The following is a 13,445-nucleotide window of genomic DNA, read 5'->3' on the forward strand; positions in this document are numbered from 1 at the left end:
ATGAAAAAGTTTTTCAAGAAAGTCGGTGTATTCTTGCGCAAGACCTGGGTCTGGACGCTGCTGCTGGTGCTGTTTGTCGCGCTGTTGGTGTGGTTCGCCGGGCCGCTGCTGGCGGTTGATGACTACAAATTCTGGGAAGGCTCGACCTCCCGTTTGCTGAGCATCAGCGTGCTGTTCCTGATCTGGGGCCTGACCATGGTCTTTGTCAGTTGGCGCGCAGGTGTGCGTAAGAAAGCCATCGAGGACACCGAAGATGGCCAGAACCGTATCCGCCAGGAAGAACAGATCGACGAAGAGCAGAAGGAATTGAAAGCACGTTTCAAAGGCGCGCTGAAAACCCTGAAGACGTCGAGCCTGTATCGCGGTCGCAGCGAACGCTGGCGCAGTGATTTGCCGTGGTATCTGCTGATCGGTCCGCAGGGCAGTGGCAAAACCAGCTTGCTGGACTTCTCGGGACTTGAGTTTCCGATCAACAATATTGATCGCAAACTGACCCGCGACACCCTCGGCACCCGTCACTGTGACTGGTATTTTGCCGATCACGGCGTGCTGATCGACACCGCTGGCCGTTACCTGACCCAGCCAGATGCCGGCGTCGATGGCAGTGCCTGGAGCACGTTGCTCGGCCTGCTGCGCAACCGTCGCCGTAATCGTCCTCTAAACGGTGTACTGGTGACCCTCCCGGTGGAAACCCTGTTGAGCGGCAGAGAACAGGAGCTTGAAAGCCTAGCCCGCCAAGTGCGTGCGCGCCTGCAAGACGTGCATCAGAAACTGCACGTCGACGTGCCGATTTATCTGGTGCTGAGCAAGGCCGATCGCCTGCTCGGTTTCGATGAGTTCTTCGACCAATTGACTCGTGAAGAAAGCAATCAGGTGCTCGGTACCAGTTTCCGCAAGGAACAGAGTGGCACTGATGTGACCGTGCTGCGCACCGAGTTCGAAGCGTTGCTGCATCGCCTCAACAGCCAGGTGATCATGCGCATGCACCAGGAGCGCGACACCCAACGCCGTGGCCGCATCCTCGATTTCCCGCATCAACTGGGGCAAATCGGCGAACGTCTGTGCCTGTTCGTCGATATGGCGTTCACCGGCAACCGCTACCAACGTGTGAGCCAGTTGCGCGGTTTCTACCTGACCAGCGCACCGCATCTGACTGAGAAAATGGACGCAACCTCCGCCGGCATCGGTGCCAACCTGGGCATGAACGCCGGCGTGCTGCCGACTCTGCGCAGTGGCCGTTCGCGCTTCATCCACCATTTACTCAGCCGGGTAATTTTCCCTGAGGCCGATCTTGCAGGCCTGGACAAACGCGAACGCAGCCGCATCCACTGGGGCCAGCGTGCGCTGTACGTGGGCGCACTGGCCACACTGACGCTATTTGGCATGCTCTGGGCGGGCGGTTTCTCCGCGAACTACGAACGCCTGGAAAACCTGCGTAACCTGGCACAAAGCTGGAGCCAACAGAGCTCGACCCTCACCACCCGTGATGACTCCATGGTGGTGCTCAAGACCCTCGACACCCGCTACGCGGCTACTCAGGTGTTCCCAGAAAAAGGTGATGTGGGTTACCACGAGCGTGGCGGTCTGTATCAAGGTGAAGACGTTAATCCGGTGGTTAAGACTGCCTATGAACGTGAGCTTGAAGGACAGCTATTGCCACGGGTCGCAACTCTGCTGGAAGGGAAGATTCGAGCCAACATGAAGGACCGCGAGCGTTTGCTCAACAGCCTGCGTGCGTACCTGATGCTGAATATTAAGGGTCGACGCGACGCGCCATGGCTTAAGGACTGGATCGCTACCGAGTGGTCTCAGCGTTATGCCGGTAACACCGCCGTGCAAAACGGTCTGAATAGCCACTTCGAACGCTTGCTGAAGCAGCCGTTTATCTATCCGCTTAATGATCAGTTAGTGACTCAGGCGCGTCAGGTTCTGCGCAGTGAATCCTTGGCCAACGTGGTGTATCGGATGCTGCGCGAGCAGGCTCGTAATCTGCCGGAATACCGTTTGAGCCAACACATCGGTCCACAGGGGACGCTATTTGTCGGCACCGACTACGTGATCCCGGGGTTCTACACCCAACAGGGTTATCAGCAGTACTTTTCGGTGCAGGGCTCAATGCTGGTCACTGATATCCTGAGTGACAACTGGGTACTGGGTGAAGGCCCAGGCATCAGCAGTATGGACTTACGCCGCCTGATGGTCGAACTCGAGCAGCTGTATTTTCGCGACTACGCCAACTACTGGAGTGAAGCGGTAGGCCAGCTCGCGCTGCCAGCGATCAACGACTTCGGTGAGGGCACCGAGCAGCTAGCGCGCCTGACGTCAGCCAATTCGCCTATCCTTCAACTGCTGGTGGAAGTGCGTGAAAATACCCGTTTCCCAGTGGTCGTTGACACGTCAAATGAGGCTGCCGATGCAGCAGACAAACTGGCAGACAAGAGCGGTAAACTCGGCAAGCTAGCGGTCGCTAAAACCAGCAAGGCGGCTGACGCCTCGGTGAAAACATTACCGGATACCGCGAAAAAGTCCCTGCAAAGTCGCTTCGAGCCGCTGCACCGTTTGCTGGACAACGACAACGGCCCAACCGCAGATCTGGCCCCGGCGCTGGCCGCCCTTAACGACCTGCAAATGCAGATGGCCAGCCTGGCCCGTGCTAGTTCGCCAGAGGAAGCTGCGTTCGAAATGGCCAAGACCCGCATGAGCGGCCAGCGTGATGCGCTGAGTAACTTGCGCAATTCGTCGGGCCGTCTGCCGCGCCCGGTGAGTGTGTGGTTCAACGTATTGGCCGAAGATACCTGGCGTCTAGTACTCAGCGATTCCTATCGATATCTGAATCAGCGCTATCAGAGTGAGCTGTACAGCTTCTACGGCAAGGCGATCAGCAAGCGCTATCCGTTCAGCGCCCACAGCGCCAGTGACGTGGCAATCAGCGACTTTCGTGAGTTCTTCAAGGTCCAGGGGATTGCCGACCGCTTCTTCGACAGCTACCTGCGTCCGTTTGTCAGCGGTGATCCGGGTAACTACCGCATGCGCAGCGTCGATGGTCATAGTCTGCCGATTTCCAAGGTATTCCTTGATCAGATGGCCGCCGCGCTCGTGATCCGTCAGAGCTTCTTCGCCGACAACCCAGCCGAACCTCAGGTGCAGTTCAAACTGGAGCCTTACACCCTCGACCCGGCTGTCAGCCGTTCCGAGTTCAAGTTCGGCGACAAGACCATCGAATACCGTCATGGCCCGATAGTACCGGTGTCGTTCAAATGGCCAACCGACGCTGAAGACGGGCGTACCAGCCTGGTGCTCGACAAAATGGTCGGCCGCCCGCTGGGTATCGAGAAGAACACCGGCCCTTGGTCGTTGTTCCGTCTGTTTGATTTGATGCAGACCGAATACCTTACCGGCCGTGACGTGCTGGTGCTCAAGGCTGACGTAGGAGGCCTGCGCGCCAACTACTTGTTGACCAGCCAGCGCACGCCAAACCCGTTCGACATGGGCGTGCTGCGCACCTTCCGCATGCCGGTGCAGCTTTGATGTTGGTGGCCAGCCCCTGGCGCAGCGCAGCGCGCACCGATGCCGGCAAGGTTCGGGCGCGCAACGAAGATGCTTTTCTGGACGCTCCACTGCAGGGATTGTGGGTGGTTGCGGACGGCATGGGCGGTCATCAGCGGGGCGATATCGCCAGCCAGTTGATTGTCGCCAGCCTGGCGGAGTTGCCGGTGCAGGATAATTTCGACGAACGACTCAAAGGAGTTCGCCAGTGCCTGCACTGGCTCAACCGTCGTTTGAGTCAGGAGTTAACGGTCACTGCTGGACGTCACGATAGCATCATGGGCAGCACCGTGGTGGCCTTGCTGGTAGAAGGCAGTCGCGCGGCCTGCATCTGGGCCGGCGATAGCCGCTGCTACCTTTGGCGTGGCCAGCGTTTGTATCAGCTGTCCAAGGACCATTCTTTGCAACAACAACTGATTGACGAACAACAAATGAGCGTCGAACGGGCCAAGGACCATCCCGCAGCGCATGCTCTGACCCGTGCGGTCGGGGCAGCCGAACAATTGGCCCTGGATGTACTGGAGCTTGAGGTCTACCCCGGCGATGCGTTCTTGCTCTGCAGCGATGGTCTGTATCAGGGGCTTGGCAGCGATGCACTCGGCGACGCCTTGAGCCTGACAGTGCCGCAGGTTGCACTGGAGCTGTTGTTTGACGGCGCAATGCGTGGCTCGGCCCGGGACAACCTGACAGCGGTAGTAATCCGCCAATGACTGAACACATGCGACCGATCGGCGACCTGTTGGAGAGCGAAAAGCCGAAGAGCAACCTGACCTACTTTGCGTTCGCCAAGTCGTACAAGGCTGAAGCCGTGCTGGCACCAACTAAGGCCAGCATCGGTGAGCTACCCGATGTGCTGGCAGGCCGTTACCGCATTGAGCGCCTGCTCGGCGCCGGTGGCATGGGCGCGGTTTACCGTGCACGAGACCTGCTGAGCGAACAGTTCGGCGATCCCGATCCTTACGTCGCTCTGAAAGTTCTCAGCGAAGAATTTGCCGAGTCACCGGACGCCAGCGCATTGCTCTACAACGAGTTCGCCCTGACCCGGCGCCTGCGGCACGACAACGTACTGCGTTTGCACACCTTTGAAGTGGACACTGACTGCCAACGAGCATTCGTCACCATGGAGCTTATGCGTGGCCTGACCCTGGATAACTTACTCTGCGAGCGTCCCCACGGCCTGCCGTGGGAGGAGTTGCGCGACATCGCGCTGCCGCTGCTCGATGCACTGGCTTACTCCCATGCTCGCGGCGTGCTGCATGGTGATATGAAGCCCAGCAACGTGATGCTTAGCGAAGAAGGCGTGCGCCTGTTTGACTTCGGTCTCGGCCAAGCGGAGAAAGGTATCATGCCTGGTCTGCCGCACCTGAGTCGCGAGCGCTTCAACGGCTGGACGCCGGGCTACGCTGCCCCGGAGCTGCTGGAAGGACTGCCTCTATCTGCGAGCGCTGACGTGTACGCTGTAGCTTGTGTAATCTACGAGTTAGCGGGGGGCCAACACCCGTTTCGCGGCTTACTCTTGGCCCAACCACGTAATGAATCGCTGGAGCGAGAGCTACGGGCACCTCAGAATTTACCGAAGCACTGCTGGCCGGCTTTGCGAGCGGCGCTGGCGTTCGACGTGGCTGACCGAACGATTACTGCTAAGCAACTACGTGATGCTTTTGCCGTCACTTCATCCTGGCTGCAACGCTTGACGCATTGGCGTAACGTACGACTACCGAACAGGGAGTAGGAACGATGAATAGCAACGCGAGCGCAAGCGCAGCGGGCTTCGGCTACCAGTATGAGTGAGCGCTACACGGGATTTCGTAGCACTCACACAGAGACGCGCTTTGTGAACCACCCCCGAGAATTCGGACACCCATGAAAGGGGGCAGTCCCCGAGTAGGTGTTTGATGGAACAATGCAATCGGTTTACAGCAGAGTTCAAGCGCGAAGCTGTCCGTCTTTTGAAGACATCCGGCAAGCCAGCCGCCGTGGTCGCTCGCGAGTTAGGCATCCCACGCAACCGGCTCTACAAGTGGGCCCAAGACATGCAGGACAAGGGCGATCAAGCGTTCCAAGGCAGTGGTCGACCGAAAGCAAGCAGCGATGAGCTAAGTGCCTTGAAACGGGAGACCGCGCGGCTCAAGGAAGAGAACGAGATTCTAAAAAAAGGCGGCGGCGTACTTTGCGCGAGAGCTGTCGTGAAGTACGCCTGGATCAGAAGCCAAAAGACTTCTTCGATTCGCAAGATGTGCCAGGTGCTCTCGGTTTCCACCAGTGGTTACTACGCTTGGGTCGGACGTAAACCAAGCGCCCGCAAGCTAGAAAATGCCCGACTGTTGAGCCAAATACGGCTGCTGCATACGCAAAGTCGAGAGGCTTATGGAACAGAGCGGATATGGCATGCACTGCGTAGCAAGGGAGAGACGTGTGGACGAAATCGAGTGCAACGGTTACGTCAGATCAACAAGATCCAGAGCCGCCGTCGGCGGCGTTATGTGCACGCAAGAGCGCCTTATCAACGTCAGGCAGTTGCACCAAACAAATTGAAATGGCCATTTTTCAGCCCCGGCCGTGATCGAGTTTGGGTAGCGTACATAACCTTCATACCGACTCGTCAGGGCTGGTTGTATTAGGCGGCAATACTGGATTTGTACACGCGCCGAATCGCGGGCTGGGCAATGGGCGAGCGAGCGGACCAACAATTAGCCAGTGCAGCCTTAAACATGGCCTTGCAAGTGCGCAGGCAAGCGCAAGAAACGATTCACCACAGCGTTCAAGGCGTGCAATACACCAGCAACGCTTACCGGCAGCAGCTTGAAACCGAACAGTTAGTGGTTAGCACCAGCCGCAAGGGGATGCCGTATGACAACGCCGTTATGGAGAGCTTTTTCGGCTCGTTGAAACAAGAAGTGACGCACCACTAAGACTTCGCAAGCCGTGACCAGGCACGCGTTCAGGTGTCTGATTACATCGAAGTCTTTTACAACCGCCAGCGGATACACAGCGCCCTGAGATACCGCACACCGCTGGAGTTCAGTGCGATGAATGAAGTACGTAATTAAACTGTACGAGAAATCGTGGGTGGTTCAGGCCGTCCCCGTCTTCGTGGGTGCCAGGGGTCGTTAGATTTTCAATTTGCTTTGCTGTCAGCTTTCCTAAGGAAATGTTCCTTTATCGGTTTTGTCCCCCCCATCTGTTCCCGCACAAAGGCTCGGAAGGTGACGAATGTTGGTGGATGTCTTGAGACGATGACAGGCTTTTAGCCCCCTAAAATAAGGATTGTAGAGTTTTATCGGTTGTTGGTGGATCTTAATTTGGCGGACTCCTTCACCGCCATATTAGAAAGCCCCGCAGCTCAACGAGTTGCGGGGTTTTTTTGTCATGGGTCAGCCGTGCAGCACGAATATCCCTACCTGCGGCGATGGGCTCAGCCAATGTCGCTCTACGGTCCAGCCCGCGGATTCAGCCAGGCGCGCGACAGAGTCCGGGGTGTATTTGTGAGAGCACTCAGTGTGCAAGCGCTCGCCCTCGGCGAAGTGGAACGTTTTTCCTGCAGCGTGTACGTCTTGATCCTGCGTACTCACCAGGAACATTTCCATGCAGCTTTGCTGCGGATTCCACCGGGCCAAGTGAAGAAACTGCTCAAGTTCGAAGGTGCCGTCCAGTTCGCGGTTAATACGGGCGAGCAGGTTCTTGTTGAATTGAGCCGTGATGCCGTCGGCGTCGTCGTACGCCGCTTCTAGCGTGGCAATGTCTTTGAGCATATCCAGGCCGAGGATGAGTCGCGCGCCTTCGCCCAGAAAACGCCGCACGGAAAGTAGGAAATCTACGGAGTCTTGTTTGCAGAAGTTACCGAGTGTCGAGCCTGGGAAGAATCCAACTCGAGGGCGCGTTCGTGCCGCAGCGGGCAAATCCTTCAGGTGGCAGAAATCACCGACTTCAGGCGCGACCCACAACGCGGGGTACGCTTGCTGAAGGTGTTCGGTGGCTTTGTGCAAGGCGGATGCACTGATGTCCAGCGGGATGTAGACGTCGAGCTGGGGCGAAGCTTCTAGCAGCAGCCGCGTTTTTAAGCTGGCGCCGCTGCCGAATTCGATTAACGCGGCGCCGTCGGGAATAAAAGCGGAAAGCTCGTGCGCGATATCTTTCAGCAGGGCGGTTTCTGCGCGGGTAGGGTAATACTCGCGTGTTTGGCAGATCGCCTCGAATAATTCCGAGCCGGCCGCATCATAAAAATACTTAGGCGCCAGGCTTTTCGTTTCGGCAGACAGCCCCTCGCGTACGTCTTTGGCGAAGTCGCTGCTGTGCTGAGCCTCGCCTGTCTCGGTTTCGTTTTGATCCGACACCAAGTCTCGAGCCAAGCGAAGGCCCGAAAACATCCAGCGTTGGCCGGGGTAGAAGAAGTTGCGGTAGCTCAAGCGCGAATGTCCAGTTGGCGTCACGCAGGCGCCGCCCCGAAGGACCAGCTGGCTCACCATAAATTTGCCGTTGTACTCGCCGACAGCGCTTTTAGCGGGGCGGAAGCCGGGGTAGGGCGCGTAAGCAGTTTGTGTCCATTGCCAGGCGCAATCGTCGATTTGTTCTAACAATCCCGAGCGAGCGGCGATTTCCCATTCCGTCTCGGTAGGAAGCCGCGCGTTCGCCCAAGTGGCGTAGGCGCACGCTTCGAAATAGCTGATGTGCGTCACCGGGGCGTCGAGATCAACAGCTCTTAAGCCCGCCAATGTCATGTGCTGCCAGTCACCGTCGCCCTTCTGCCAGTACAACGGTGCTTGCCAGCCTTCGGTCTGAACTTTGCTCCAGCCGTCAGACAGCCAAAGTTCGGCTCGTGCGTAGCCGTCGTCCCCCATAAAGGCGAGCCACTCGCGGTTGGTCACCAGCCGGTCACTTATTTCGAAAGGTTGAAGCCATGTGGCGTGACGCGGATTTTCGTTATCGAACGAGAACTCATCGCCGACGTGGCCAAGCTCGACCATGCCGCCGGCCATTAGCTGAAACTGCCCAGAGCGGTCGTTTCGAGGCGTGCGCCAGTCCCCGCTATACGGGGGCTTCAAGGGCGATAGGCTGAACAGATGGAGGATGTCCATTAACAACAGCTCTTGATGCTGCTGCTCATGGGCGAGGCCAAGCTCCAGTAGTCCGTTCACCTCGGTCGACACGCTATCGCTCAGGAACGCTTGGATATGCTCATCAACATAGGTTCGGTAGCGGCGAATATCTGCCATCGATGGCCGGGTTAAAACGCCGCGTTGGGGGCGTGGTTGTCGCGGGCCCAGCGATTCGTAATAAGAGTTGAAGAGATAGGCGTAGGCGGGGTTGAAGGGTTTGTATTCGGCTTGATGAGTAGCTAGTACGAAGGTTTCGAAAAACCAGGTTGTGTGTGCCAGATGCCATTTAGTGGGGCTCGCATCCGGCATGGACTGCGCGACCATGTCCTCATCGCTGAGTGTCGCTATCAGCGATTCGCTATGGCGGCGAACCTTCAGATAACGCTGAAGCAGGGGGCTTGTCATTCTTATTCCTCACGCAGCGCTACCGGTGAGGAACCGTGTTGCGCTGCTCAGCGGGGCTAGGCGGAAACAGCCAGAAGCTTGCGCCTAATATCAGGTTATAGGTCTGATACATAAGGTTCTAAAAAAGTTCGAACCGGGAGGTGCCGATCGCCGAGCGGCAAGCCACTCGGCGGGAGGAGGGATGAAGCTGATCGAAACGGCGGTTGGTTGGCCGGTTACTTTTTGCCTGTCTTGCGTCCAGTTTCACTACTCGGTTCGGTCGGAGAACTCTCCAACACACTGTTAGGAGGGTCTTCTATCCCGGTACCGTCCGTGCCTCGACTTGGTGCGCTGTCAGGGCCGTCAATACCTGTACCAAGATCGTTGCTGTCGTGGGTGCCCGCACCCGGTGTAGGCAATGTCGGAGGAGTAGGGTTCGTCGGCCCGGGACTTGAGCTGGGGCCAGTGCTGTCGATAGTGTCCGCCGCTAGGCTAATGGGACCGCTCATTAGCAACCCAGCGAAAAAGAGCGAAACGAAGGTAACCCTGTTCATCTCAAATCCCTCATGGAAGGTGGTATGAATTGGGCCTTTCCTTCGTTTAGCCGTTCTGAAAACTGGATAAGCGGTCTCAACGGATCGGACCGTAACAGCGACCTATGGTCGATCCGAGACAACGGACTTTAAGGTTCCGCTAAGTGCACCTTAGCGAGTGACTCGGCGGTGCGGTATGCAATTTTTACTTTCGCATGTTGCAGTGACCTGATCGGCACCATGCTGAAACCTGCTGTGGCTCCTGAAAGTATTTTTAGAAATTCTGCGTTAGTGCACTGGCGGGGAACCAGCGCAGCCGCTCCCGCGCTTATAAAAGCTTGCGTAGATCGATATGAATCGCGGGACGTGCACACGAGAACCTTTGTCGCGTCGGAGAGGTGGGATATTTGTAACATGGTTTCTGTCTGTCGGAGTACCGAGCAACGGAACCCAAAGATGATGACATCAGGTGAATGTAGCGCGCTTTTTGCTAACGTGTCCTCCAAACTCAACGCTTCGCCGCAAACAAGTAAACCGGAGGCCTCGCAGATTTTCTGAAAATGTTTCCGTACCGTAATTCGGTCGCTAGCTAATAAAATAGTGAGCATGCGCTTCCTGCGCTCCCTTAACCATTTAATGTATTAATGAGATTAAGGGGAACCCGGATGAACAAATGCAGGAGGGTTCTGAAGCGCAAGAAGCCGATGAGAGTTGATACAAGTTAAATTTTCGCCAATCAACCCAATCCATTGCGTTTGGCAAAGTCGACAAGAGCGACAAGATTGAAGGCGTTGAGCTTAAGTTGGAGGCGAGTTTTGTATGTGCTTATTGTCTTGTTGCTTAGCAGCAGGGAGTCGCCAATCTCTTTATTTGATTTCCCTTGAGCGAGCATTTGCAACACCATTATTTCCCGGTCTGACAGGCTATTAAGCATTGATTGCTCGCTGCTGTCAGTGATAGTGGGGTTGACGGTGCTGAGAATATCCGTCGGGAAAAAGCTATATCCCGAAAGAGCTGCCCAAACGGCGCGCTGTAGTTCTTCAAGATTGTCGCCTTTCGTTACAAAACCAGCCGCACCGGCTTTCATGCAACGGAATGCCAATAGGTCTGCAGGCTGTGAGGTTAAAATAAGCACCCGCGGCCTTGGTTTTAATGTACTGATTCGGGCGAGAACCTCCAATCCGTCGATTTTTGGAATGCCGATGTCCAAAATAATCAAGTCAGGCCTTTGAGTGCGAATCACGGTCAAAGCGTCTACACCGTTATCCGTCTCGCCTAGTAATGTATGACCTTCGCGCTCTAATAAAAGCTTGACAGCCAACCGCACTACGGGGTGGTCGTCGACGATGAGTACTTTTCCCATTGTATTTCCGTTATTAACTTCTGATGGTTTATGGTTGCGAAGCGCCAATTTCAATCTCAAGCGATCGCTGTAGGTCTTCTATTGCACAACATACTTCGGTAGCGATGGTTTCAATGTTCGACGTTTTATTTTCGAGATTCGTCGCTTTCTCGTACTTTTCAATCGATTCAACTAGCGTCTTCGCATTAATTAGCTTGGCTACGCCTTTGACGCGATGCGCAATGAACGAGAATCCCTCCCAGTCCAACAATTTCAAGTTATCCTGGAGCTTGTCCAAGTCAACTTGGTTAGTGATGTATAACTGCTGCAGAAAAAGAGCTTTTAACTCATCGTCTCCGTTTGTCAGTACGCGGATGCTTCTGTCGTCAACTAACTGCGAAATATGTTTTGGCTTAGCTGATTTCGATTGGCCGACCAGTCCAGCAAGGCTGTTAATGCAATGTTCCAGTTCCGATGCGCCTACTGGCTTGAAAAGACAATCATTCATTCCTGCCTGGATGCACAGAACGCGTTCATCCTGTTCCGTAGTTGCAGTCACGCCTATGATCCAGTAAGGCGGCAGAGCTAGAGTTCTTTCCTGTGCTCTGAGTTGATTTGCTAACTCGAACCCATCCATGACTGGCATTCGGCAATCCGTGATGACCAGATCGAATTTCGCTTGGGTCGTAAGCATTAATGCCTGGGCTCCATTCTCCGCACTTTGGGTTGTATGACCCAGAAAAATAAGCTGTTGCTCTAAGATCAGAAGATTGGCTGGGTGGTCGTCCACTAATAGAACATTTAATGAAGTCTTTTTGCAGTGGGCGGACTCCGTTCTCGGGGTAGGAAAATTCGATGATTTCCCCAAGGTTCCGTCTCCTTCCTGATTTAAAAATTTCTCGGATGCGGAAGTACCATGCAGCACGTTTTTACGGTCCATTATGTTCCCCATTAACGGCAATTCTCAGTCGAGTTTAGTCCAGCTTCATCAATTTGTTTTCTTTAAATCGCGTAGGAAATTTCATTTCTAATGGTTTAGCTCTGTAACTGGGTATCGATTACACTTTTTGTATTTCGCTACCTCTGCCAGCCACAGGTTGTGTCGCTCAACACTCATGGCCCAGATCTAGCCTTTCACTGTTTTCGAAATTATAAAGACGGAGCATCGGCCTGATTGCTGATTCACAAATGCATGATCAAACTAAAAGGAGCTGATCTTCAATTTTGCGAGTTGACATCCATTTAATAAGTCTTTCAGCTGATACAGGTGCAGAAAATAGGTGTCCCTGTCCAAAATGGCAATTAAGGTCTTGAAGAAATTTTAGCTGCTCGACGCTTTCGATGCCCTCAGCCACGAGTGAAACTCCCATCTGTCGGCTAAGATGAGCCATGCTCGCGACAGCCAGCTGAGTGCGCTTATTTAGAGAAATCTCTTTAACAAAGCTCATGTCTAATTTGATTTCGGTGCAGGGTATCTCGCAGATTCGCTGCAGCGAAGAAAGTCCGGTTCCAAAATCGTCGATTGAAATACCGCAGCCCATCGTCCGTAAAAGGATCAAATTTGTGTAGCATTCGGCCGGTGACTTAAGAAGTCCGCTCTCGGTGATTTCCAGAATTAAAGAATCCGGGCGTACGTGGTTGGCGCTCAATACCCTTGATACTCGCGAACTGAAGTCAGGTCTGGAAAGCTGGGTGGCATCGATATTTATTGAGAGCTTGAAGTCTTCATCTAACTCTTCACGATTTAGGAGTTTTAACGCGCTCTCAAATATTGAGAAACTCATCGCGTCTAGATGGCCGAAACGTTTCGCTAAGTCGATAAATGTATGCGGGCCGATAATCCCTAATTTTGGATGTCGCCAGCGCATCAGTATTTCGGCTCCAACTAATCTCATAGAGTTGAGATCTATTTTAGGTTGGAAGTATGGTATGAACTCATCATTTAATACGCCAGCGACCACCTCTTTTGCGGGAGGCAAGTTGGTGCGCAAGGGGCGTTGTAATTGCGTTTTTTTACGAAGTCCGCATTCTAATGCCGCTTGTAACTCAGGTTTTGTGAATTTATTGCCAACGCGACCGGCTACTTGAATTTCGCGAGACTCGGCGAGCTTGCAGAGAGCGATATATATGTCGGCGGACACATCGCTGACGAAGATTACGGCTCGAATGACTCCGGTACGGTTTGCATGGCGTAGAAGCTTTAACGCGGAAAAATTCGCTGAGCCGAATGAGCAAAAAAGTATGTCGAAAGACTTTTCTTCCAGAATAAGTTTTTCTGCAACGTCGTTCGTGGGTGCGATATGGAGGCGCGTGTACCCAAGTGATTTTAAGACACTTACTAATGCTTGTTGGGCAAGAGGGTGGCTTTCGGAGATAAGGATTTTCGGCTGGGACATTTAGTGTGTTCCTACGCGAGTAAAGTTGCCGAAATATCGCACCCGCCTAATTTTGGTGATGTACAATCGCTCTTCATTATCTGTAGGAAAATCCTTATATGCCCGATTTTGCTGAGCGTCGCTGAAAGCGGTTCGACGTTTTTCACCA

10 protein-coding genes and 1 pseudogene are annotated in these 13,445 nt (G+C 54.4%); 6 read left to right on the forward strand and 5 right to left on the reverse strand.

The annotated features are described in order from the left end of the window. From tssM to ACZZ0Q_RS10670, 6 genes and pseudogenes are all read left to right on the forward strand, one after another. Positions 1-3,528, forward strand: coding sequence for a type VI secretion system membrane subunit TssM (gene tssM / locus ACZZ0Q_RS10645; RefSeq protein WP_463539037.1), 3,528 nt, complete (start codon positions 1-3; stop codon positions 3,526-3,528). After that, positions 3,528-4,256: a PP2C family protein-serine/threonine phosphatase gene (locus tag ACZZ0Q_RS10650; protein WP_463560551.1), complete on the forward strand. Its 729-nt coding sequence runs from the start codon at positions 3,528-3,530 to the stop codon at positions 4,254-4,256. The genes tssM and ACZZ0Q_RS10650 overlap by 1 nt, the downstream gene beginning before the upstream one ends. Then, positions 4,253-5,278, forward strand: a complete 1,026-nt coding sequence (locus tag ACZZ0Q_RS10655; RefSeq protein WP_463560552.1) for a serine/threonine-protein kinase — start codon at positions 4,253-4,255, stop codon at positions 5,276-5,278. Before ACZZ0Q_RS10650 ends, ACZZ0Q_RS10655 begins: the two co-directional genes overlap by 4 nt. 163 nt (positions 5,279-5,441) lie before the next feature. Further along, a complete protein-coding gene (locus tag ACZZ0Q_RS10660; protein ID WP_463560554.1) occupies positions 5,442-6,167 on the forward strand; it encodes an IS3 family transposase in 726 nt (241 codons plus the stop codon). A 15-nt stretch (positions 6,168-6,182) separates the two neighbouring features. Continuing rightward, the gene (locus ACZZ0Q_RS10665; RefSeq protein ID WP_463539035.1) at positions 6,183-6,458 is read left to right on the forward strand and encodes a DDE-type integrase/transposase/recombinase; all 276 of its coding nucleotides are present in this window, start codon (positions 6,183-6,185) and stop codon (positions 6,456-6,458) included. Positions 6,459-6,473: 15 nt separating this feature from the next. Then, positions 6,474-6,596 (forward strand): annotated as a pseudogene (locus ACZZ0Q_RS10670) (IS3 family transposase); the annotation flags it as partial. A gap of 324 nt (positions 6,597-6,920) precedes the next feature. Here the strand turns inward: ACZZ0Q_RS10670 and egtB are convergent. From egtB to ACZZ0Q_RS10695, 5 genes are all read right to left on the reverse strand, one after another. Next, positions 6,921-9,047 (reverse strand): ergothioneine biosynthesis protein EgtB, encoded by a 2,127-nt coding sequence (egtB, locus tag ACZZ0Q_RS10675; RefSeq protein WP_463560555.1) that lies wholly within the window; start codon positions 9,045-9,047, stop codon positions 6,921-6,923. A gap of 661 nt (positions 9,048-9,708) precedes the next feature. Further along, positions 9,709-10,167 carry a response regulator gene (locus ACZZ0Q_RS10680; protein ID WP_463539034.1) on the reverse strand — a complete coding sequence of 153 codons (459 nt, stop codon included), beginning with the start codon at positions 10,165-10,167 and terminating at the stop codon, positions 9,709-9,711. 128 nt (positions 10,168-10,295) lie between these two features. After that, positions 10,296-10,922 (reverse strand): response regulator, encoded by a 627-nt coding sequence (locus ACZZ0Q_RS10685; protein WP_463539033.1) that lies wholly within the window; start codon positions 10,920-10,922, stop codon positions 10,296-10,298. Positions 10,923-10,950: 28 nt separating this feature from the next. Next, on the reverse strand, positions 10,951-11,841 hold the full coding sequence (locus ACZZ0Q_RS10690) for a response regulator (protein WP_463539032.1): 891 nt from the start codon (positions 11,839-11,841) through the stop codon (positions 10,951-10,953). Between the two features lie 256 nt (positions 11,842-12,097). After that, positions 12,098-13,297 (reverse strand): EAL domain-containing response regulator, encoded by a 1,200-nt coding sequence (locus tag ACZZ0Q_RS10695; RefSeq protein ID WP_463539031.1) that lies wholly within the window; start codon positions 13,295-13,297, stop codon positions 12,098-12,100. Positions 13,298-13,445: the final 148 nt, after the last annotated feature.

The organism is Pseudomonas sp. AC070 (genome assembly GCF_979258635.1).

Bases quoted from the DNA above. Each gene is read 5' to 3' on its own strand.
- ACZZ0Q_RS10690 (WP_463539032.1), bottom strand. From the start codon at position 11,841: ATGGACCGTAAAAACGTGCTGCATGGTACTTCCGCATCCGAGAAATTT.
- ACZZ0Q_RS10680 (WP_463539034.1), bottom strand. From the start codon at position 10,167: ATGCTCACTATTTTATTAGCTAGCGACCGAATTACGGTACGGAAACAT.
- ACZZ0Q_RS10685 (WP_463539033.1), bottom strand. From the start codon at position 10,922: ATGGGAAAAGTACTCATCGTCGACGACCACCCCGTAGTGCGGTTGGCT.
- egtB (WP_463560555.1), bottom strand. From the start codon at position 9,047: ATGACAAGCCCCCTGCTTCAGCGTTATCTGAAGGTTCGCCGCCATAGC.
- ACZZ0Q_RS10650 (WP_463560551.1), top strand. From the start codon at position 3,528: ATGTTGGTGGCCAGCCCCTGGCGCAGCGCAGCGCGCACCGATGCCGGC.
- ACZZ0Q_RS10655 (WP_463560552.1), top strand. From the start codon at position 4,253: ATGACTGAACACATGCGACCGATCGGCGACCTGTTGGAGAGCGAAAAG.
- ACZZ0Q_RS10695 (WP_463539031.1), bottom strand. From the start codon at position 13,297: ATGTCCCAGCCGAAAATCCTTATCTCCGAAAGCCACCCTCTTGCCCAA.
- ACZZ0Q_RS10660 (WP_463560554.1), top strand. From the start codon at position 5,442: ATGGAACAATGCAATCGGTTTACAGCAGAGTTCAAGCGCGAAGCTGTC.
- tssM (WP_463539037.1), top strand. From the start codon at position 1: ATGAAAAAGTTTTTCAAGAAAGTCGGTGTATTCTTGCGCAAGACCTGG.